Raw genomic sequence first — 20,982 nt, forward strand, 5'->3', positions numbered from 1 at the left:
GCGAATGTCGGAGCAGATTGTACGCGAGGCCAGCGCTTGGCAAGGGACGATTGAAGGCGATTATCGAGAATCAGCCCAGAATTTTGCTTGAAGTCTGCCCGAGGTGTTCATTCGTCGACGTCTAAATCTGCATCCGTCAAGTTTTTGGCAAGGTTGACCCAAAACTGACCAATATCTAACCAAGAACTTGCCACATCGCTTGACGCACGACCCATCAAAAATCGCCCCGCGACTTCTCGGACGCTTTTTCGAGCATTTTTTTCGATAGCAGATGAATGCCGCTAATTTCTTTGAGCAGGTAGCCGGCTTAATGGCCATCAAAGCCGATTAAATAACATCTCAAAGCAATGTGCCCAACCTAGTCATTTAAGAACGTCCCCAATGACTACCCAAGAGAACGCCGCAGGTAGAGGACGGACAGCGAGCGACGTCCAGAGCGAACAAGTTGGCATGAAAAAGGCGAGGCATAGACCTTCTGGTCATGCCTCGCCTTTTGAATGACAAATTGTCGCTCTGGGCGGCGCGCAGCGTCGAGCCGTTACGCGGTTTGGTAAAACCGCGTAACCTAAACTGCCTGCGCCAGCTTCTCGGCTCGCTCGGCGGCGGCAAGCGCCTCGATGACAGTGCCGAGCTGATCGCCCAGAAGGACGCCGTTATAAGTGGAGTTGAAGCCGATACGGTGATCGGTCACGCGGTCCTGGGGCTGGTTGTAAGTACGGATCTTCTCGGAACGGTTGCCGTGGCCGATCTGGCTCTGGCGCTCGGCACCGAGCTCGGCCTGCTGCTTCTCGAGTTCCATCTCGTACAGACGGGCGCGCAGCATCTGCATGCAGACCTCGCGGTTCTGGATCTGGGAACGCTGCTCCTGCGACTGCACCACGGTGTTGGTGGGCAGGTGGGTGATGCGCACGGCGGAGTAGGTGGTGTTAACGCACTGACCGCCAGGGCCGGAGGCGCAGTAGGTGTCGATGCGCAGGTCGGACTGGTTGATCTGGACGTCGATTTCCTCGGCCTCGGGAAGCACGGCGACGGTAGCCGTTGAAGTCTGGATGCGGCCCTGGGACTCGGTCTTGGGGACGCGCTGGACACGGTGCACGCCGGACTCGTACTTCATAACGGAGTAGACGCGGTCGCCCTCGACCTTGAACTCAATGGACTTAAAGCCGCCGGCCTCGCTGGGGCTGGAATCGAGCACGGTGGTCTTCCAGCCGCGCGACTCGCAAAAGCGCTGATACATCTTGTACAGGTCGCCGGCGAAGATGGCCGCCTCGTCGCCACCGGCAGCGGAGCGGATCTCGACGATGGTGTTCTTGTCGTCGTTGGGGTCGCTCGGGATGAGCATGTACTTGATGTCTTCCTCGAGTTGGGGGAGCTTGGCCTCGTTTTCGGAGATGTCCATCTGGAGCATCTCCTTCTCATCGGCATCGGTGGTATCGTGCAGCATTTCCTTGGCGGCCTCGATGTCATCGAGTGCGCCGATGTACTCGCGCGAGGCGGCGATGAGGTCGGACTGGTGCGCGTACTCCTTGTTGAGACGCGTGAACTCCTTAATATCGGAGGCGACGGCCGGGTCGGAGAGCTTCTTCTCGAGCTCCTCGTAGGCCTTGATGATCTTTTCGAGCTTGTCGCGCATGGCGGGACTCCTTTATATGCGTGAAGGTGAAAATCGGCAGAGTTGATGGGGCGCGCGGCGCCACTGCGGGGGTAAGCCCGGCTAGAACATGTCGATCTTCAGATACATGCGCATCCCTTCGCGTATGGGGTACATAGTTGCGGTCTAACCCATACATGATAGCGTGCGCAGGCAAACCTGCATATAACCCGCACGGATTGGTGCAAACAAACCTGACCCCGTTGCACCAAGAGTTTGCTTTTTGACTAGAGCGTTTGGAGTAGAGCGACGAGGAAGCGGATGCCCTGGAGGTAGGCGCGGCGGGTGATGCGCTCGTTGGTGCCGTGGACGCCGCGATCACACTCGTCGTCATCAACCACAAAGGCCGAGAAGCGAATGCACTCAGGGCAAATGTGCTGGTAGTTGGCAGCGTCGGTCGCACCGATCACGGTCGAGGGCACAATTGCCACTGGCTCGAATGATCCATTTTCCTCCGTCCCCTTTGGATCACGGAAATAGCGGGCGGCGATGGAGCGAACCGCCTCGAGGCCGGGGCCACCGATGCGCGGGGACGGCGAGGGTTCGGAGCTGCCGGGGCCTAGCTCCACTTCGACACGACCGGCAAGGTCCGCCCCGGCAACCGCCTCACGGCAGCGCGCCACAACGTCGGCCACGCTCGTGCCCTCGAGCATACGGAAGTTGATGTTGGCCCACATATCCTGCGGCATTACGTTGGCGCCGGTGCTGCCACCCTCGATCTGCGTGGGTGCGCAGGTGGTCGTCACCAGCGGATAGAGCTTCTTGCTGGCGAGGCAATCGTGGACAATGGCGCCCCCGTTGGCGGCAATTTCATCCGCCGTGTAGAGCCCCAGCTCGACGAGCTGGGCGGCAAGCAAATCGGTCACGCGCGTCGGCCACTCGATATCGCAGATTGCGGTGATGGCACGGCTGAGCACCTCGAGCGACGTGCCGCCGTAGGGGTTGGAGGAATGCCCGCCCGCGCTCTTTGTCTTGAGCACAATGTCGGCATAGCCCTTCTCAGCCAGGTCGGCGTGCATGAGCCAACCCTCGCCCGCGCTGTACTCGGCATCCGAAACGATGCGGTAGTCGCCCTCGTCGATCAGGAACTCGAGCTCAACACCGCGCTCCTCGAGCGCACGGCCGATGGCGCCTGCGCCGCACTGCGTCGTCTCCTCGTCCTGGCCAAAGGCCAGGAGCAGCGTCCGCTCGTGCTGCCAACCGTGCGCCAGCGCATACTCGACAGCCTCGAGAATGCCTGCGACCTGGTCCTTCATGTCGATCGCTCCACGGCCCCAGATGTAGGTGTCGTCCACGTGCCCGCTAAAGGGGTCGTGCGTCCAGTCGGCCTCGGTACCCGGCACCACGGGAACCACATCCATGTGGCCCATGAGCATAATGGGCTTGAGGTCAGGGTCGGAACCGCTAAGCGTCACCAATAGCGAATGGTCGATAAGCTCGACCTCGCCCGCCGCAAATACGTACGGCCAGGCCTGCTGCATATAGGCGCGCAGGTCGTCGAAAGGTTGCCAGTCCACCGCCTCGGCATCCATGCTCGAGACGGTCGGAAACGACAGAACGCGGCCCAAGCGCTCGCACGCGCCTGCCTCGTCTATATCGGCAAAATCGTCCTCATGCGCAAAGAAGCGCCAAACCTCGGCCATGACATCCTTTCGACTGTGATGACGAGGGCCGCCCCACCGGAGCGGCCCTGCCACGTAAGCGTTTGCGGTCGGTTATTTGTCCTCGAGATAACGCGAGAGGAACTCGCGGGTGCGCTGGTGCTTGGGATTGCCGAAGAGCTCGGCCGGCGCGGCGTCCTCGAGCACCACGCCCTTGTCCATAAAGACCACGCGATCGGACACGGTGCGGGCAAAGGCCATCTCGTGCGTGACGACGACCATGGTCATGCCGTCGGCAGCGAGCTTGCGCATGACCTCGAGCACCTCTCCCACGATCTCGGGGTCGAGCGCGGAGGTCGGCTCGTCGAACAGCATGATCTGCGGATTCATGCACAGGGCACGAGCGATGGCCACGCGCTGTTTTTGACCACCGGACAGGCGGCCCACGGCGGCGTGCGCGAACTTTTCGAGTCCCACGCTCGTCAGATGCTCCATCGCAATTTTTTCAGCCTCGGCCTTGCTCATCTTTTTGAGCGTGACGGGCGCAAGCGTGCAGTTGTCGAGCACATCCATGTTGTTGAACAGGTTAAAGCCCTGGAACACCATACCGATGTCCTCACGCAGTTTGTTAATGTTGCAGCGCTCGGCCGTGAGATCCTGGCCGTGGAACCAGATGTGGCCCGCGTCCGGGGTCTCGAGCAGGTTGAGGCAGCGCAGGAAGGTCGACTTGCCCGAGCCCGAGGCGCCGATAATGGTGACGACCTCGCCTGATTTAACGGACAGGTCGATGCCCTTGAGCACCTCGAGCGAGCCGAAGCTTTTGCGCAGGCCCTCGACGCGGATGAGCGGCTCATTGGTCTGTGCGGCGGCCGCAACGCCGGTAGTGGCGGTATCTGCCATGATGATTCTCCTCGTCTTGAGCCTAGTTGGAGCTGGGCAACGTGGCCGGAGCCTCGGCACCAAGTTTTTTGCCAAAGGCTTCGAGCAGGCGGCTCGCCACGAGCGTCAGGATCAGGTAGACCACGAGCGCCACACAGTAGACCTCCATCTGGCGGTAGTACACGCCGGCGACGGTGGTGGTGGCGTACATGAGGTCGAACACGCCGATGACCGAGAGCACCGACGAGTCCTTGATGTTGATGATGAGCTCGTTGGTGAGCGCCGGAATCGCGTTTTTAATGCCCTGGGGGAACACGACTTTGCGCATGGCTTGCCACTGCGAAAGACCCAGCGAGCGCGCTGCCTCGGCCTGGCCGGGGTCGATGGACTCGATGCCGCCGCGCAGGACCTCCATCATGTAGGCGGTGGAGTTGAGCGAGATGGTGACGAGGCCGGCGGTGAAGGTACTCCAGATCTGGTTGGCCTGGGCGGTCTCGAAGCCCATGCCGCGCAAAACGGTGAAACCCGCGTAATAGATGAGCAGACCCTGGACCATCATGGGCGTGCCGCGCACGATGGTGGAGTAGATGGTCGCAAAGCCGCGGCCGATGCTCTTAAAGAAGCGCACCAGGTCGTTGTCCACGCGGTCGAACGTCTGAATACGCAGGAACACAAAGAGCAGCGCCAGGAAAAAGGCGATGACGGTACCGAAGGTCGCAAGTGCGATGGTGATCTCGATGCCGCGGATAAAGAAGTCGCCGCTCTTGTAGGTCATGTAGACCAGGCTCGACAAAAAGTCGCTGGGGTTGGAATCCGAGACAACGCTCACCTGCACCAGGTCGATAAATGACATGACGCAGCGGTCGATAAAGAAGATCGCCGCGATGGCGACCACGACGTAGCTGCCTAAGCGTGCGCCACGACGGAAGTGCTCGGATGCGAACGGCGACGCCTCGCGATAGTCGTTCCAGTGCATGAGCTTGGCGACCAGCGCCGCCGCCGACACGACGAGCCAGGCCCAAAGGATTGCCCAGAGGCAGTCTTGGAACACGCCCGTAGGCGCCAAGAAGCTCAGTGGCGTGGGGTTGCGCTGACTAAACGCCAGGCCGAGCGCCGCGATAACGCTCGTGCCCAGGTACACGTAACGGTGGTCGGCCTTGATAAAGGAGGCCAGACGATTGATGGTTTTCATGCTGCCTCCCTATGCCGGCTGACGATCGAGGCACGCGTCCCACATTTGGTCGCGTTCCTCTTGGCTAATGCCCTTGAGTGTCTTGTCGATGAGCTTAAGGAGCTTGTCCGAGCCCTTGCGGCAGCCGACGTTTGCCGCGACCTCCTGCTTAAAGCCCTCGCCCTCGGCAAAATGGATGGGGACGATACCGGGGTTTTGGGCCATATAGCCCTTCTCGTTCTCGGTGTTGTAGGTCACGGCGTCACACGTGCCCTGCAGCAGGTTCGAAAATACCGTGGGGACCGAATCGACCGGATTTTTGTGCACAACGCCCGGAATCTCGTCGATGACGGTATCGAGCATAGTGTCCTTTTGGCCGAGGACCGTAGCGCCGCTAAAGTCGCTGAGCTTGGTGGCGTTTTGGTAGGGCGAGCCCTCTTTTACGAACAGACCAAAGTAGCCAATGAAATACGGGTCGGAGAAGCCGACCGACTCCTCGCGCTCGGGCGTGGCGCTCATGCCGGCGATGATGAGGTCGATCTGGCCGTTGTTGAGCGAATCGATGAGACCCGAGAAGCTCTGCTTGACGGCAACGGGCTCGCCGCCGAGGGCCTTGCAGACGATCTTGGCGATCTGTACGTCGTAGCCGTCGGCATAGGCGCCCTGCACGTTGTCGATGGGGATGGTGTACTCGCTGGCCTCGGAAACCTGCCAGTTGTACGGGGCGTAGGCCGCCTCCATGCCGATGCGGATCTTATCCTTGCCGATCACGGAATCGGACAGGTCGTCGCGACCGCCGCCCGTCGTGGGCTGAACCACCTTGAGCGTGGACGGACGCTGACAGCCGGCGAGCGCGCCGGCGACGACGGAAGCGCTCGCAGCGAGAGCGCTACCCAAGAAGATGCGACGGCTGCACACCGGCTGGGTCTGCATGCCGCGCTGTTGGGGAGAATGCATAATCTGCCTTCCCTGTTGAATCGTACGCTAACGGCTTAACAGGATACCGCTCAGCGTTACTTCCAGCAGATGCATATATAAGATGCATATATACAAGTTTACGAACTGAAAACGATTGGTAGTCGTTGGGGACGTTCTTAAACGACTAGTCAAACAAGAACGTCCCCAACGACTAGGCATGAAAAAGGCAAGGCATAAACCTTCTGGTCATGCCTTGCCTTTTGAATGACAAATTGTCGCTCTGGGTGGCGCGCAGCGTCGACCGGCCCGCCGTTCGTCAGAACGGCGGAACCTCTAGAGCAAGGTGACGCTAAAGCTACGTTTATCGGTAGCGCCGGGAGCCAAGGTGATGGTGTTGACCTTGTGCTCAAAGACATCGTCCTCGGTGTCCATGGTGGTGTGACCGGTCCAGGGCTCGAGCGCCACAAACGGAGCGTCGTTGGCGGCAGACCACACGCCGATGTACTTAAAGCCCTCAAAGTCGATCTTGACGCCGTGGCCCGACTTGCGGCCGCGCAGCGTGAGCGTGGAGCCCGGGGTATCGGTGAACATGATGGCGTCGTTATCGAAGCTGCGGTGCGTGATGGGCAGCACGTCCGAGTTATCGGGAGCCTTGTAGCTACCCTCGAACGTCATAAGACCGTCGGGCGTGATGACGGGGGCCTCGTTAGTCCAAGCCTCGGTAAACGCCAGCTCGTAATCCTCGAATGCCTCGTCCTCGGCACCGGGAGCCGGTACGTTAAACGCGGGGTGGCCGCCCACCGAGAACGGCAGGTCCACGTCGCCGGTGTTAGTGACGGCAAAGGTCTGCGTGAGGGTGGCGTCGCCGGTCAGGGCATAGGTCATGTTGAGCTTAAAGTGGAACGGGAACGCCTTGAGCGACTCGGGCGTGTCGGTGAGCTCGTAGGTAACGGACGAACCGTCCTCCGACACCTCGACGATCTTGTGCTCGACAATGCGCGCGATGCCGTGGCGCGCCATCTCGCAGGTGCCGGCGGCAGACGTCGCCGTGTTGTTGCGCAGCGATCCCACGATAGGGAACAGGATGGGCGCGTGCTTGCCCCAAAAGGCCGGGTCGCCCTGCCACAGATACTCATTGCCGTTGAGGGCAAGGCTCGTGAGCTGGGCGCCCATGGAATCGATGGCCGCGGTGAGGCCGCCGCGCTTGATGGTAGTGACGGTGGACATGCTACTTCCTCCAAAAGTAAACAACAGTGTCGAGGGTTATTGTCCCACTCTTGGCAGCAGGGCTGAGCGGCAGGCGCAGTTATTGAGCAATAGCATAAAGGTCAAACCCACCCTGCGGCGCGCTATCGACCGTATCGGGTGCTTGCGAATTAAAACTCACCGGGACCATGCGCTTTGAGGCGCGGTAACGCGTGCCGTCGGTGGCGACGGGCGGCTCATCGACCGTGAGCTCGTAGTCGCCGGGCTTGAGCTCGATACCGTCACCTTCGGAATTGACGTATTGGTACTCGTCGATTGCTTGTCCCCTGAGCGTGCGGCCCACGATATGGACGAGCATTTGGCTGTCGCCGCGCGCGGTATCCCACGTCGCGCCGTCCTTAACCTCGACCGACACATGCACCGAGCGCGTGCGGCTGAGCGATTGCTCGACGGACATCTCGACCTTGGCGGCGTCTTGGCGCTGCCGCTCGACATGACCCCAGATGCTGCCGATTGCCGAGCAGGCGATAACGCCGGCCATGAAGGCGATGAGGATGGGGCCGAGCGGAGAACGGCGGCCCGCGTCTTCCTCACGAGCCAGGTCGGGGCGATGCGTTGGCGCAGGCGCCTGAGCACCCTGCGCGGGCACGTCGAGAATGCTGAAAGATGCCGTACTGCCGGGGTCGATGGTGTGGCGCGGCTGCGGGGTCTTGGCCGGCGAGATGGACATGTCGGCTGGCTCACCCAGCGTGGCCGTGGCATCGGCCTTTGCCTCGTCGGCCTCGGCCTGAGCCCAGGCCCGTTCAAAAGTCAGGGGCTCGACGGGGTCGGAGGCGGCGTCCGTCTCGACGGCATCGTTGCCGATCTCGTCCTCGTCGCTCGACACGTCACGCAGCGCAGGCTCGTCCCACTCCTCATCCGGAGCTTCGCCCTCGCTATACCACCATTCAAAGTTATCGATATCCATACGGGGCGCCCCTTAGGCCTCGCAAATAAACACTTGTTAGCCTTATACCCGCAGATGGCGCTGGAGCTCGCACGGAATGCGATAAAGGGACTGCTCCTTTGTCGCATCGAAGTTGCGGTGGAATAGTTCCTGTTTGCACGCCCACTCGAGCTATTTAGGGACTATTTCACCGCAAGTTATTTGAGGGCGACGGGGATTTGGATACAGCAGAAGTCCTCTTGGTGAGACTCGTCGTAGCTCGTGGTGTCCAGGTAGCAAAAATCGAAAGCATTGCCGATGGGCTGGAGCGCGTGCCTGTCCATGCAGGCCACGATGGCGCGGATACCCTCGGGCTCGTACGGCATGCCCCAGCGACTCATGCACAGGTACGTGCCCTCGGGCAGCACCTCGACGCCAATCTCCGCCAGCTCGGCAGGATCGCTCGGCAGTATTTCCTCGGCACCACGCGGCAACACGGCAAAGGAACCGGCACCGGCGATGGGGTCGTCGGAATGCAGCGCCTCGCGACGCAGCATGGCGCCCCAACCGCGCATGGGGCGTGTGCCCGTGAGCGCACGCATGCGCAGAATCGCCCGCATGAGCGTGGGGTGCAGCATCGAGCGGCCACGCTCGATATCGCTCGGGAACTCCTCAAAGACCACGTAGCGGCGCTCGAATTGCTTGAGCTCCGGTTTGCCCTCGCGCTCGCGCCAATAGACCGCCTCGTCGTAAAAACTCAGCCGCTCCTGCACGCTCGCGCGCTCGGCTTTGAGCCCGGCAATCTGCTCGTCGAGCGCCTGCACCCGCGAGCGCAGGTGATCGGTCATCTCTCCAATGTCGAACGTCGAGGTCAGGCGATCGATCTCATCGAGTTCCAGTCCCAAGTCGCGCAGCATGCAGATCAGACGCATGAGCGGGATCTGCGTGGGCGAATAGAAACGGTAGCCTTTTTCGTTAACCACGGCGGGTTTAAACAGACCGATCTTGTCGTAGTAGATGAGCGTTTGGCGCGAAACGTTAAACAAGCTCGCCATCTCGCTAATCGCATACATACCCGTCTGCATAGGTCCTCCCGACACACCCTTTGACACGAAAAGCCCGCCGCCCACAGGGGCAGCGGGCTCAAACACTACTCGTATCCTACCCTAAAGATGCCTATGACCAGCGCTTATAGTTGGCGCACGACACGCCGACGGCCTCGAGTGCCTTGGCGGCGATGTGATGCACCGCCTCATCGAGCGTGGCGGGGCCGTTGTAAAACGTGAGCATGGGCGGCATGAGCATGACGCCCGGCACGCGCGCCAGGCGTGCCATGTTGTCGACATGGATCGCACTGAAGGGCGTCTCGCGCACCATAAGCACCAGGCGGCGCTGCTCTTTCATCTGCACATCGGCCGCACGCAGCAACAGGTTTTCGCTGTAGCCGCCCGCGATGCCGGCGAGCGTCTTCATGGAGCAGGGAGCCACGATCATGCCGTCGACCGGATAGGTGCCGCTTGCGATGGCAGCGCCAATGTTCTTGTTGTCGTAGACCACATCGGCATAGCACGCAAACTCGTCGAGCGTCATGCCGAGCTCCTGCTCGATGGTGATCTCTCCCCCGCGCGTGACGACAAGCGCCGACTCAGCGCCGGCCTGGCGCAGGCATTTGAGGCATTCAAGGCCCAGTGCCGCACCGCTGGCGCCAGACACGCCAACGACAATGCGACGGGGACGAACAGAAGACTCAGGCATGACAACTCCTTAACTACTTGGTAGGGCTACTTACTAGAAGGCGAGCTCGGCGGCCCACTTCTCTTCATCGATCTCCATGAACTGCGAGCGGATGAAGTTCTTCTTGAGGTTAAACGGAACCGTGCAGTCGAAGATGGCCTTGCAGGCGATACCGTGCTCGCGGATCGAAGGATCGAACGCGGGGTCGTTGGACGGATCGAGCACGTGGCAGTGGCAACCGGGGATGGTGATGAGGTCCACGTCGGCCTGGAAGCGCGTGGTCATGGCCCACATCACGTCGCTCATATCGAAGATGTCGACATCCTCGTCGACAAGGATGACGTGCTTGAGCTCGGAGAACGCCGAGAAGGCGAGCATGGCGGCGTTGCGCTGACGGCCCTCGTCATTTTTGCTCGACTTCTTGAACTGCATGATGGCAACGAACTTGCCGCCACCGCAGGGAGCGGCGTGAACGTTGAGCAGGCGGCCCGGGATAGCGGTCTCGACCATCTTGTAGATGGAGGCCTCGGTGGGGATACCGGCCATGGACACGTGCTCGTGCGAAGGGCCGATGCAGCTCTCCATAATGGGGTTGACGCGCGTGGTGACGGCGGTGATCTTGATCACCGGGCAGACCTTGGCGCCACCGGTGTAGCCGGGGAACTCGGGCATGGCGTAGCCGTGGCCGTTGACATCCTCGTTGATGGTCTCGTCGTGCATGAGGTAGCCCTCGAGCACGTACTCGGCATTGGCAATGCACTTCTGCGGAACGGTGACGCAGTCGGCAAGCTCGATGGCGCGGCCGCGCAGGGCGCCGGCGATCTGCAGCTCGTTGAAGCCGAGCGGCGTGGTGGGAGCCTCGAAGCCGCAGCACATGTACACGGCGGGGTCCAAGCCGATGGAGATGGAGATGGGCATATCCTCGCCGCGCTGGCAGTACTCGTCAAAGAACGCACCCAGGTGACGGCTGCCCGGGGTGATCCACATGGCGAGCTTGTCCTTGTCGACGCAGGAGAAGCGGTGGATGGTTACGTCGGACTGGGTGCCATCGGGGCTCGTGCCATAGGCGAGGCCCATGGTGATGTAGGGGCCGCCGTCAACGGGCGTGTTGGTGGGAGCGGGAACGATCTTGCGCAGGTCAAAACCCTCGTCGGTCGCCTTGTACACGACCTCCTGGCAGTCGACGTGCTTGCCCTCGGCGATCTGCTCGGGGGCGATCAGGTTCTCGAAGCGCTTGCCGATCTCGAGGCCCAGGTGCTCCTCGTCCAGGTCGAGCAGGGCGGCAACGCGCTTGCGGCTGGCAAGCATACCGATGCAGACCTTGGCGTCGTCAAAGCCCTTGACGTTGTTGAAGACCATCGCCGGACCCTCTTTGGTCGGGCGCATGACGGTGCCGCCAGCACCGACGTGACGGTAGACGCCCGAGACCTCGGCATCGGGATCGACCTGGGTGTCGGTCTCGAGCAGCTGGCCCGGCATCTCACGCAAAAAGTCGAGCGCGGAACGCAGGTCGTGGATCTGGGAAGCATCGGTAGTGGACATGGCGTACTCCTTTCGGGAGAGTGTCCGGCGACGGGGTGCCGCCGGACGGGGTAACGTAATGGGGCCGCGGCGCTCACAAATGGAGCGCTCGACCACTCGAAGTTCAAGCGCTTGGCTGCTTACAGCCGGGGCGCTCGACCGCTTACATCAGGCCAAAGAGGTGGAACCAGGCGGCCTCGACCAGCACGACGACAAAGACGACCGCGGTGAGGGGGATGCCCATGCGCATAGCCTCTTTGGAGGTGTAGCCGCCGGCGTCCTTGCCTTCGCCGATAAGGATCGGCAGGTTATGGAACGGCAGGATGTAGTGGATGTTGATGGACGTGAAGACGATGAGCGCCACGGCGAGTGGGCTCACGCTGGAGCCGGCGGCAAAGCTGATAAATGCCGGCACGCACACGCCGAGCACGGCCATGACCGAGCCCATGAACATGTGGATGATCATGGAAAGCGCGGCGACGAGCAGGGCGAACAGGAAGATGTTCTCAGGCACGGAGCTGGGGAGCACGACGTCGGCGATCCAGGCGTTCATGCCGGTGGCACCGCCCACGGAGCCCACGGCCATGGCGGCCGTCAGGAACATGAGGGACTTGATGTCGACAGCGTTCCAGCTGGCGGGAGTGAGGACTTCGCCGATGATGGGCATGGCGAGAGCAACGCCAATGGCCAGGGTGACCCAGCCGATATAGTCGCCCGAGACGGTGAGCCACAGCGCGATGGCGATGACAAGCCACACGATGGTGCGGATCTCCTTGACGGAGAGCTTGCCGAGCGCGGCCTGCTTGGCCACGATCTGCTCGCGATCGTAGACGAGCTCCTTGCTGGGCTTAAAGAGGAAAAGGCCCAGGAACAGGGTGCACAGCAGCGCAACCAGCATAGGCACGCTCATGTACAGGAACCAGTCGACGAAGGACGGGCTCATGCCGCCGGCCTCGGCACTGTACTGCGCAACGAGCGGGTTAAGCGTGGAGTCGCCCGTCAGGAAGAACATGGAACCCGGGGCGGCAGCGGCAAACACGAGGAAGCCGAGCTTGCCCTTGTCGTCGTCACCGTAGCCGGCGGACTCGGCAATGACCGAGACGACGGCGAGGATGAGGAAGGCGCGGGGGAACGGATGCGGGATCAGCAGCGACAGCACAAAGGTGAGCGCGAAGATCGAGATGATGAGCGACTTGGCGTCGCGCACGAACTTGAGCATGAACGCGTAGGCGATGCGCTCGCCCAGGCCCGACTCCTTGACCGCGCTGGCGATGAGGTAGGCGCCGATGACGAGCCACATGGTGGCCTTGGTCCACGAGCTAAACGTGGAGGCGACCGTCGCCGAGATGCTCGCGGCGCCCGTGTCGTCCACGCACACCTTGAACAGGACGAGCAGTGCGCAGTAGAGCAGGCCCACAAAGCCCGGCTGTGCCACGCCGCATGCCCAGAACACCACCGTGGCGAGCGTCAGTGCCAGACAGGTCTGACCGCCGACCGTGAGCTCGACCGTCGAGCTCAGCTCCGCCAAAGGAAGAAACTTCACCAGCAAAAAGACAACGATACCCAGCACAAAGCCAATTTCGCGCTTGGTGATCTTAAACGCCTTCTTTTCCGCTTCCATCTCCCCACCTTTCTTGTTGGGGGCGCTCCGAATTCGCAGCCATGTTGCCGCTTAAAAAGGGGCGCCCGTTATCGGACACCCCTTACGTTGCGCTGTGTTGCGGCAATACAGTCAAGCGGATTTTTTGGATGAGAAGCGATTCCCTAGACAAAAACCGTCACAACATTCGACGCTTTTCCTCGTTTTCGAGATTTTCGCCGAATGTTGTGACGGTTTGGATGTGGCAAAGGGACTGTCTTTTTTACATAGCGAGGGCCGTGCGGATGAATGGGTCGCCGAGGGCCTCGCGGAGCCAGGGGGCCAGCTGCTCGGGGTGACCCTGCAGGTAGCCTTTGAGCTCGGACGGAGCCACGCGACGCACTTCCGAGATCTCCTCTTGGTTGATATGCAGCTCGCCCGGCTCAACATGGGCAAGGTAGACCTCGCACCATTCGCACTCGCAGCGACCGTCGCCGTGGTCCTCGCGGTACACCACGTGTCCGAGGTGCTTGAGCTGATCGGGCTCGCGCGTAATGCCGAGCTCTTCGTTGATGCGGCGCGCCGTGGCGGCCGCGACGTCTTCCCCGGGGAGCGGATGGCCGGCGCAGCTATCGGCCAGCACCCCGCCCCACAGGCGCTTGAGCGGACTGCGGCGACAGAGCAGCAGGCGCGCGTCTTCGCCCCGGCCCTCGACCAAAAGCGTCAGAAATGCCTGATGCAGGATGCCCTCACCAGCATGGGCCTCGATGCGGTCGACGGGGCCAAGCGCCTCGCCGGTCGCAGCATCGACCGCCACGACCTCGGCGCCCGCACCGCCCTCATCCCAGCCGGCGCGCAGAATGCGGGCTGCGGCTTCCTCGAGCGCGGCGATGAGCTCCTTGGTGGTGTCGAGCACGCGCTGCAGGTCGTCACCGCTCGCTTGTTCAACATGAAAACCCGTGCTTGCAACTACCGGCACGCCAAAGCGCGTGGCCAGCGCCGCCGCGATATCGTGCGCCGGGATCTCGTCTCGATGGCACGGAACGGCCAGGATGCTCACCGTTGCCGTACGGCCGGGCTCGGGGCGCGGAATGGCCTGCGCCGTGGCGCCCAGGTGCGCAAACTCCGGCGAGCAGGCGTACACCGCCATGCCTCGCGGCGTCACCGTCAGCTGGGCCTCGAGCGCAAACTTGCCCTCGCCCACTGCAACCTTTGTCGTGTGCATACCCATGGGATCTCCTGCCGCCCGCGATGTACCTGAGACCATCTTCGCCTGTATTGCGACTATACAGGCAAGCCCTCCATGTGACAAAGGGACTGCCCCTTTGTCACATTCTGTTAGAGTTGCAGGGATTGAATCCCGCTTATTCATGCGACATTGGAGTGACAACCTTGACCGCCGCAACCACGCCTAAAAGTAAGCCAACCGCCGCCGCGCTCTCCCCCGCGCGCACCAAGCTCTGCCTGGCGCTGCTCGTGCTGTTGGGATTCTCGCTCGGCTGCTCCGAGTTCGTGGTCATCGGCATCGAAAGCGACTTGGCAACGGAACTCGGCATATCACTTGCCACTGCGGGCCAGCTCATCAGCGTGTTTGCGCTCGTCTACGCTATCGCGACGCCGGTGCTCGCGCTCAGCACGGGGCGATTCCGCCGCTACCAGCTGCTCGTGTGCTATAGCGTCGTCTTTGTGCTCGGCAACCTGGTCATGGCGTTGGCTCCCAACTTCCAGGTGCTGTTTATCTCACGCATTGTCCTGGGCTCTGTCTCGGGTGCGCTGCTCGCCGTGGGCGTGACGTACATCCCTGAGCTGCTATCCCCGCAGCAAACCTCACTTGCCATCTCGGTCGTGTACGGCGCGTTTTCCGTGGCGATGGTCTTTGTGACCTCGATTGGCAAGTTTGTGGCCGACACACTCGATTGGCACGTGGCCATGTACGGCACGCTGACCTTTGCCGTTTTGATCTGTAGCGCGCTCGTGGCGTTTATGCCTCGCGCCGGGCAGACCGATGAGCCCGCCACCTTCCGCGAGCAGGCGGGGCTACTACGCGAGCCGAGTATCATCACCGGCATGCTCATCTTCTTGTTTGGCGTGGGCTCGGTCTACGTATTCTACGGCTACGTGACGCCTTATCTGGAGCAGGTGCTGGGCATGGATACCGTTCAGGCGAGCACCACACTTATGGCCTATGGCGTGTTCTGCCTGATCTCGAACATCCTGGGCGGATGGATCGATGCGCGTTTTGGCATGAAGGCGCTGCTGGTTACGTTTGTGCTGCAGGCGGCGGCACTGCTCGGGCTGTTTGCCGTGGGCGGCGCCATGCCGCTCGCGCTGGTCTTTGTCTTTAGCCTGGCGATGCTCATGTACCTGTTCTCGGTCTCATGCATCACGCACTTTATGGACGTGGCACGCAGCCGCCATCCCAAGTCGATGGTACTCGCAAGTTCGGTTGAGCCCATGGCGTTTAACGTCGGCATCTCGTTTGGCACCGCAGTGGGCGGCGCCGTGGTAAGCAGCGTTGGCATTGCGTACGTGGGCGCAGTGGGCGCCGCGTTCTCGCTTGTGGCCTGGGCCCTCACGCTGGTGACGATTAAGCTGGCTCGCTGGGAGCGCCGTCGTCAATCAGCACGGCCCTCAATACGGGCATAGGGGCAAACATAGCCCAAGGTGGCGAGTAACCGGTGAAAACCGCCCAATATGAGTATGTTTATCCGCCTGGAAGCTTCAGCAGTGCAATTTCGTGTATTTGAGATACACGCTTTTCTATTATTTCGTGTATTTCAAGTACATGAAATCGTACTAAACTATGTATCTGAAGTACACGAAATTGGAAAGGCGACCCCATGCGCAGATCAATCGAGTCCGTTATCGAATCATGGGCGACAAAGGACGCCTCACGCCCCCTCCTCATCCGTGGTGCGCGACGCGTAGGCAAAACGTACGCTGCCGAGGAAATCGGCAGGCGAATCGCCGGCGATGCGTTTGTCAAACTCGACTTTCAGACCGATCTTGAGCTGATCGCTCCGCTGTTCGATTGTCCCACCGACGACGTTGACACCATCGTGGCGCGGATTTCAGACTATAAACGCGCCCCCATTCGCAAAGAAACCACCTTCATCCTGTTTGACGAGGTGCAGCTCTGCGAACGGGCGCTCAACTCGCTTCGCTTTTTTTCGGGTTCGGGCTGGCGCATATGCGCGACCGGCAGTCAGCTCGGCGTCGCCACGCGCAAACGTAAGCTGCCTTTTCCCAGCGGCGTTCGTCAAGAGACCATGCATCCTATGTCGTTCGAGGAGTTTCTCTGGGCGCTCGATGAGGAGCAGATGGCCGATGCCATTCGTACCCACGCCGGCACGCTCGAGACCTACGCCGCGCACCAAGCCGCGCTCAGCCTGTTTCATCGATACCAGATCGTGGGCGGCATGCCCGCCGCCGTCAACGCATATCGCAAGACGTTATCCATCGAGGATGCGCGCGTCGAGCAGCGCGAAATCAACGAGACCTATACCGCCGATATGACCGACCCCGAAAACGGGATCAGCGGCGTGGCGGCACGCAAGGTCTGGCGCTCCATTCCGTCCCAGCTGCTGAGATCGTCCACAAAAAAATTCAAGTACTCCGAGGTCGAACGCGGAGGCCGTCGCGCCAAGCTTATCGAGCCGCTCGACTGGCTCGAAGGCGCCGGTATCATATCGGTCAACAACCTGACCGAAGGCATCGAGCCTCCCCTCGTTCCCTTCGACGACGAAGATGGAAGTTTCTTTAAGGTCTATCTTCTCGATACCGGCCTCATGTTCTACAAACTCGGCATCAACCCGAGGCTCTGGCTCGACCTCAAAGAAGATTCCGCCATAGCGCTATCTTCCGACTTCCGAGGCGCCCTGGCGGAAAACTCGGTCATGCAAGCATTTTCGGGTAACAGCTTGCAGACGTATTACTGGGTGCCGCCGTCGTCTTGGAAGACGACCGGCGAGCTCGATTTTCTACTTCAGACCGACCGTATGGAAATCGTGCCCGTCGAGGTAAAGTCCGCACGCAACGTGCGCGCGAGAACCCTCGGGTCGTTCATGGACAAAGCCCGATCGCCATATGCCTACATTTTGTCCGAGAACAATTTTTTCCGCAGCGAAACCGATGACGGGCGCGAGCTACGCCACCTCCCCTTGTACGCAGCGGGCTTTATTGGAGCAAACTGCCTCAAGAGCAGTCTGTAAGCCCTGCACGACCGCCTAGAAAGGAAACCGCTCATGCAACGCATACTGTTTATCTGCCATGGGAACATCTGTCGCTCGACGATGGCTGAGTCGGTGTTTACCGAGCTGGTGCGGCGCGCCGGGCGCGCGGGCGAGTTTGTCATTGACTCCGCTGCGACCTCGACCGAGGAGATCGGCAACCCGCCACACCACGGTACCGTTGCCAAGCTGCGCGAGGTCGGGATTCCCGTCGTCGCACATCGTGCACGTCAGGTGCGTCGCGCGGAGTATGGCGACTGGGACCACATTGTCTATATGGACGACGAGAACGCGCGTGGCCTGCGTCGCATCTTTGGCGACGACCCCGACGGCAAGATTACGCGCATGCTCGATTGGACCGAGCGCCCCGGCGACGTGGCCGACCCCTGGTACACCGGCAATTTCGATGCCACCTACCGCGACGTACTCGACGGCTGCACCGCTATGCTCGAGCAGCTGTAGGCAATCGAGGTCGCGGGCCACGCCTTTGTCACATCCGGGACTAGCCCTAGACCGGCTTGACCTCCAGCTTAATCCCCTTGGCACAGAAGTCGCCCAAAACATCCGAAAGGGCCCAGGTCGCATATAGCGGCAAATAGAGAACCGCTCCGTTGCGCTCAACGTTGCCTCTCGAGAAAACAATCCCGAGCCTTACGCCATATTCAGCCGTATCAAGCACATGACCGAGCGCAGCGTGCGCGTGGTAATAGGAGCCCGATTTAACCTCGATCGGAACAGCCGTCCCATCCGGTCCATCGACCACAAAGTCCACTTCACCGCGCTTTTTTGTCTGATAGTAGTAAAGCTGGCGATTTTGGGCAGCCAGCTGCTGGGCCACCACGTTTTCGTAAATGCCGCCCAGATTGGGCTCCTTGCTATCAAGATACGCCGCTTGGGCGACTCCAACGGGGTAGCGCGCCATCAACATGCCCGTATCCGATTGATATAGCTTGAACTGCGATGGCCGTACCGTCTTGAGCAGGGGCGATTTTGGCTCGGTTACGATATCGGCTTTGAGAGCAACGCCGGCATCGACAAGCCATACAAAATCTCGCTGATACTTCTCGTAGTGAGCCTTGGGGTCAATGGAATTGAGCACGAAGCGCTTGTTTTCGCCCTCGAGCATAATAGGGAGCTGATCGTAGATGCTCTGCACCTGAAGGGCTCGCCCGCTTGCATACTTGGAGATATCCCGTCGGTACTGTTCGTTGAGCTCTGACTGCAGCTGACGAACAGAGGCAAGGTCGCCCCGCGTGTCAAGGAAACGCTGCACGACCTCTGGCATTCCGCCGACAACGGTATAGGTCCTGAAGTTTGCCATCATCGCGTCATGAATGTAACCAGGAATGGGCTTCTCGTTGATGCACGCGTCGCGTATCGTTTGGCGAGCCCCTTCGCTCACCCCGATTGCCCAGCAAAACTCCTCAAAATCGAGCGGGAACATCCTAAGCTCGTGGACATACCCCACGGGATAGGACCTGACGCCCTTGAACTGGGTCCCGAGCATTGACCCCGAAAACGCCCAGCGGCACCTCCCGTCCTCAACAAGGAACTTTGCCATCGTCATGATGTCGGGGGCCTCTTGGACCTCATCGATAAACACGAGCGTTTTGCCTGGTGCAATCGACTTTCCCGAAAGAAGCGTCACCCTGCTGATGAAATCATCGGCATCCCGCGCCTCGAGAAGAGCATCTTTTGCCTGGCGATTTTCCATGAGGTTAAGCTCGATGTAGGTTGCATGGTTGGCCTTGCCAAATGCGCGAATCGAATAGCTTTTGCCAATCTGGCGAGAACCCGTAATGAATAAGGCCTTTTGCTCGGCAGACTTCAGCCAGCGCTCCAGCTCTGCAGCTATTTTCCTGCGCAGCATAGGCTCTCCCCTCAGTGTCATCAAATGAAATGCAAAGTTTTATACGCTTGATTATCGATGAAACGCAGAATTTTTAGAACCTAAAATCGGATGAAATGCAGAGATTTGAGATTACAAGCAAATAGAAGGGGCACCACCGGCGAATGTGGCAAAGGGGCTGCCCCTTTGCCACATTGTGCTCGGCTACTCGTCGACGATCTCAGCAAGCCAGACGTTCAGCGTATCGACTTCGGGGCAGCAGAACTTTGCCGTGCCGGGCTCGTTGCCAGGCACGGTTCCGCCATAGCGCAGGATATCGATATAGGGAAAGCCCACATGGCAGGCCATGGCGCACATCTTGCCGCGGTCTCGGTCGAAGTCAAAAACGTCGCCCGGCTTGTGACCATGGTGGCAGCGGCACGCACCCAGCTGGTCCACGCAGCTCACGCGGATACGCGGACGCTTGCCACGCGGCGCGCCGAGCGGCTTGTTATCGCCCGCAGGCTTGATGCCGCCCTCGCCAGCATTACTCATGGTCGATCACATCCAGGCAGGCCTCGATGGGAAGGCCGGCCGACTTGTCCTCTTGGTCGGCATTGCGCTCGATAAGCTCAGCCACCACGCGCATGGCATCGGACGTCGCGCGTTGTAAACTCCAACCTACCATAACGCGGCCGACGAGCACCGCCGAGAACGTGTCACCCGTGCCCGGGAAATAGACCGGAATGAGCTCAAAGGGAATCGTAAAGTACTCCCCCGCTACATGGTCGTAACCGATAACCGCGTTCGTGCCATTGACCACGGCGCTCGTAATGACCACCGACTTGGCACCCAGCTCGCGCACGGCGTCCACAAGGGCGCGAGCCTCATCGGGCGTAATTTGCTCGGCGATAGGCCTATCGGCAAGCAGGCACGCCTCGGTATAATTGGGCACCGCGTAGTCTGCGCACTCCAGCAGGTGCCGCATAAGGCCAATCGTGGACTCGGGCACGCCCGCATAGAGCTTGCCGTTGTCGCCCATGATGGGGTCGACGAACACCTTGGTGCCCTTTTGCGCACGGCGGTGGCAAAAGTCCGAGATGATACGCGTCTCTTCCTCGGTCACGATAAAGCCGGTCGAGATAGCGTCGAACTCAAAGCCGAGCTCCTCCCAGATGGCAAGACTCTGGCGCACGTACTCCGTGGTGTCGTGGATGTAGAACTTGGGGTAGTTGAGCGTATCGGAAACAAGGGCCGTCGGCAGGTTGTGGATGCGATAGCCCATATGCGACAGCACCGGCAGCATGGCGGAAAGCGCGACCTTGCCGTAGCCGCACATATCGTTGATCAACAGCAGCTGAGTGTTCTTCATGAGAGTCCCCCTTGGGTCGGGCGCGGCACGATGGCGCCATAGTGCAACTAAGTGTAGCGCAGGGAGCACGGCAGGCGGGCGCTGGTGCCGTGGAGGTCGAATTGTTGCGGAAAGGTTACGGGAAGGAAGTTAGTCGTTGGGGACGTTCTTAAATGACTAGTCAAACAAGAACGTCCCCAACGACTAACCCAACGACTATCAGCGCAAGGAGTGTCCCCAAGTGCCGGCACATAAGGAACGTCCCTAAGTGCCAAAACGACTGGTCGGGCAACGCCGATGTTTTGGCGAAGTCAGACACTATGACCCAATCCGAGGGCACGGAAACGACAGGAGCCCCCGCTCGTGACCGCGGGTCGGGGCTGCGACAA

The 20,982-nt window shown here is 60.6% G+C and carries 18 protein-coding genes; 3 read left to right on the forward strand and 15 right to left on the reverse strand.

The genetic code is table 11. From position 1 onward, the window contains the following. Positions 1-565 precede the first annotated feature (565 nt). From prfA to ACESUZ_RS08045, 12 genes are all read right to left on the reverse strand, one after another. Positions 566-1,633, reverse strand: a complete 1,068-nt coding sequence (gene prfA, locus ACESUZ_RS07990) for a peptide chain release factor 1 (protein ID WP_035138783.1) — start codon at positions 1,631-1,633, stop codon at positions 566-568. Positions 1,634-1,878: 245 nt separating this feature from the next. After that, positions 1,879-3,294, reverse strand: coding sequence for a M20/M25/M40 family metallo-hydrolase (locus tag ACESUZ_RS07995; RefSeq protein ID WP_373199456.1), 1,416 nt, complete (start codon positions 3,292-3,294; stop codon positions 1,879-1,881). A 72-nt stretch (positions 3,295-3,366) separates the two neighbouring features. Beyond that, a complete protein-coding gene (locus ACESUZ_RS08000) occupies positions 3,367-4,152 on the reverse strand; it encodes an amino acid ABC transporter ATP-binding protein (RefSeq protein WP_055286322.1) in 786 nt (261 codons plus the stop codon). A gap of 22 nt (positions 4,153-4,174) precedes the next feature. Further along, positions 4,175-5,323: an amino acid ABC transporter permease gene (locus tag ACESUZ_RS08005; RefSeq protein ID WP_373199458.1), complete on the reverse strand. Its 1,149-nt coding sequence runs from the start codon at positions 5,321-5,323 to the stop codon at positions 4,175-4,177. A gap of 9 nt (positions 5,324-5,332) precedes the next feature. Next, positions 5,333-6,259, reverse strand: coding sequence for a transporter substrate-binding domain-containing protein (locus tag ACESUZ_RS08010; protein WP_349115278.1), 927 nt, complete (start codon positions 6,257-6,259; stop codon positions 5,333-5,335). A 294-nt stretch (positions 6,260-6,553) separates the two neighbouring features. Beyond that, the gene (locus ACESUZ_RS08015; protein ID WP_373199460.1) at positions 6,554-7,447 is read right to left on the reverse strand and encodes an aldose 1-epimerase family protein; all 894 of its coding nucleotides are present in this window, start codon (positions 7,445-7,447) and stop codon (positions 6,554-6,556) included. Positions 7,448-7,526: 79 nt separating this feature from the next. After that, positions 7,527-8,393: a hypothetical protein gene (locus tag ACESUZ_RS08020; RefSeq protein ID WP_373199461.1), complete on the reverse strand. Its 867-nt coding sequence runs from the start codon at positions 8,391-8,393 to the stop codon at positions 7,527-7,529. Positions 8,394-8,569: 176 nt separating this feature from the next. After that, entirely contained in the window at positions 8,570-9,436 is an 867-nt protein-coding gene (locus ACESUZ_RS08025) for a MerR family transcriptional regulator (protein ID WP_215693964.1), read from the reverse strand. Between the two features lie 91 nt (positions 9,437-9,527). After that, positions 9,528-10,106, reverse strand: coding sequence for a UbiX family flavin prenyltransferase (locus ACESUZ_RS08030; RefSeq protein WP_373199464.1), 579 nt, complete (start codon positions 10,104-10,106; stop codon positions 9,528-9,530). Positions 10,107-10,139: 33 nt separating this feature from the next. Then, positions 10,140-11,627, reverse strand: a complete 1,488-nt coding sequence (locus tag ACESUZ_RS08035) for a UbiD family decarboxylase (RefSeq protein WP_373199466.1) — start codon at positions 11,625-11,627, stop codon at positions 10,140-10,142. A 142-nt stretch (positions 11,628-11,769) separates the two neighbouring features. After that, a complete protein-coding gene (locus ACESUZ_RS08040; protein WP_070100742.1) occupies positions 11,770-13,227 on the reverse strand; it encodes an SLC13 family permease in 1,458 nt (485 codons plus the stop codon). A 241-nt stretch (positions 13,228-13,468) separates the two neighbouring features. Then, the gene (locus tag ACESUZ_RS08045) at positions 13,469-14,416 is read right to left on the reverse strand and encodes an isopentenyl-diphosphate Delta-isomerase (RefSeq protein WP_055286308.1); all 948 of its coding nucleotides are present in this window, start codon (positions 14,414-14,416) and stop codon (positions 13,469-13,471) included. Between the two features lie 152 nt (positions 14,417-14,568). Here ACESUZ_RS08045 and ACESUZ_RS08050 point away from each other — a divergent pair, with 152 nt between their 5' ends. The 3 genes from ACESUZ_RS08050 to ACESUZ_RS08060 all read left to right on the forward strand — a co-directional run bounded on the left by ACESUZ_RS08050 (position 14,569) and on the right by ACESUZ_RS08060 (position 17,876). Continuing rightward, positions 14,569-15,831: an MFS transporter gene (locus ACESUZ_RS08050; protein ID WP_373199468.1), complete on the forward strand. Its 1,263-nt coding sequence runs from the start codon at positions 14,569-14,571 to the stop codon at positions 15,829-15,831. 194 nt (positions 15,832-16,025) lie between these two features. Next, on the forward strand, positions 16,026-17,396 hold the full coding sequence (locus ACESUZ_RS08055) for an ATP-binding protein (RefSeq protein ID WP_329739061.1): 1,371 nt from the start codon (positions 16,026-16,028) through the stop codon (positions 17,394-17,396). Between the two features lie 33 nt (positions 17,397-17,429). Beyond that, positions 17,430-17,876, forward strand: coding sequence for a low molecular weight protein-tyrosine-phosphatase (locus ACESUZ_RS08060; protein WP_118081657.1), 447 nt, complete (start codon positions 17,430-17,432; stop codon positions 17,874-17,876). Between the two features lie 46 nt (positions 17,877-17,922). Here ACESUZ_RS08060 and ACESUZ_RS08065 read toward each other — a convergent pair whose 3' ends face one another. The 3 genes from ACESUZ_RS08065 to ACESUZ_RS08075 form a co-directional block, all read right to left on the reverse strand. Continuing rightward, positions 17,923-19,284 carry an ATP-binding protein gene (locus ACESUZ_RS08065; RefSeq protein ID WP_373199470.1) on the reverse strand — a complete coding sequence of 454 codons (1,362 nt, stop codon included), beginning with the start codon at positions 19,282-19,284 and terminating at the stop codon, positions 17,923-17,925. Positions 19,285-19,467: 183 nt separating this feature from the next. Further along, positions 19,468-19,797: a TIGR04076 family protein gene (locus ACESUZ_RS08070; protein ID WP_215693954.1), complete on the reverse strand. Its 330-nt coding sequence runs from the start codon at positions 19,795-19,797 to the stop codon at positions 19,468-19,470. Further along, positions 19,790-20,614: a PfkB family carbohydrate kinase gene (locus tag ACESUZ_RS08075; RefSeq protein WP_373199471.1), complete on the reverse strand. Its 825-nt coding sequence runs from the start codon at positions 20,612-20,614 to the stop codon at positions 19,790-19,792. The genes ACESUZ_RS08070 and ACESUZ_RS08075 overlap by 8 nt, the downstream gene beginning before the upstream one ends. Positions 20,615-20,982: the final 368 nt, after the last annotated feature.

The sequence above is a fragment of the Collinsella aerofaciens ATCC 25986 genome (genome assembly GCF_964239575.1).
Classification (GTDB): domain Bacteria; phylum Actinomycetota; class Coriobacteriia; order Coriobacteriales; family Coriobacteriaceae; genus Collinsella; species Collinsella aerofaciens_BQ.

Coding starts and splice junctions, on each gene's coding strand:
- prfA (WP_035138783.1), bottom strand. CDS start 1,633: ATGCGCGACAAGCTCGAAAAGATCATCAAGGCCTACGAGGAGCTCGAG.
- ACESUZ_RS07995 (WP_373199456.1), bottom strand. CDS start 3,294: ATGGCCGAGGTTTGGCGCTTCTTTGCGCATGAGGACGATTTTGCCGAT.
- ACESUZ_RS08000 (WP_055286322.1), bottom strand. CDS start 4,152: ATGGCAGATACCGCCACTACCGGCGTTGCGGCCGCCGCACAGACCAAT.
- ACESUZ_RS08005 (WP_373199458.1), bottom strand. CDS start 5,323: ATGAAAACCATCAATCGTCTGGCCTCCTTTATCAAGGCCGACCACCGT.
- ACESUZ_RS08010 (WP_349115278.1), bottom strand. CDS start 6,259: ATGCATTCTCCCCAACAGCGCGGCATGCAGACCCAGCCGGTGTGCAGC.
- ACESUZ_RS08015 (WP_373199460.1), bottom strand. CDS start 7,447: ATGTCCACCGTCACTACCATCAAGCGCGGCGGCCTCACCGCGGCCATC.
- ACESUZ_RS08020 (WP_373199461.1), bottom strand. CDS start 8,393: ATGGATATCGATAACTTTGAATGGTGGTATAGCGAGGGCGAAGCTCCG.
- ACESUZ_RS08025 (WP_215693964.1), bottom strand. CDS start 9,436: ATGCAGACGGGTATGTATGCGATTAGCGAGATGGCGAGCTTGTTTAAC.
- ACESUZ_RS08030 (WP_373199464.1), bottom strand. CDS start 10,106: ATGCCTGAGTCTTCTGTTCGTCCCCGTCGCATTGTCGTTGGCGTGTCT.
- ACESUZ_RS08035 (WP_373199466.1), bottom strand. CDS start 11,627: ATGTCCACTACCGATGCTTCCCAGATCCACGACCTGCGTTCCGCGCTC.
- ACESUZ_RS08040 (WP_070100742.1), bottom strand. CDS start 13,227: ATGGAAGCGGAAAAGAAGGCGTTTAAGATCACCAAGCGCGAAATTGGC.
- ACESUZ_RS08045 (WP_055286308.1), bottom strand. CDS start 14,416: ATGGGTATGCACACGACAAAGGTTGCAGTGGGCGAGGGCAAGTTTGCG.
- ACESUZ_RS08055 (WP_329739061.1), top strand. CDS start 16,026: ATGCGCAGATCAATCGAGTCCGTTATCGAATCATGGGCGACAAAGGAC.
- ACESUZ_RS08060 (WP_118081657.1), top strand. CDS start 17,430: ATGCAACGCATACTGTTTATCTGCCATGGGAACATCTGTCGCTCGACG.
- ACESUZ_RS08065 (WP_373199470.1), bottom strand. CDS start 19,284: ATGCTGCGCAGGAAAATAGCTGCAGAGCTGGAGCGCTGGCTGAAGTCT.
- ACESUZ_RS08070 (WP_215693954.1), bottom strand. CDS start 19,797: ATGAGTAATGCTGGCGAGGGCGGCATCAAGCCTGCGGGCGATAACAAG.
- ACESUZ_RS08075 (WP_373199471.1), bottom strand. CDS start 20,614: ATGAAGAACACTCAGCTGCTGTTGATCAACGATATGTGCGGCTACGGC.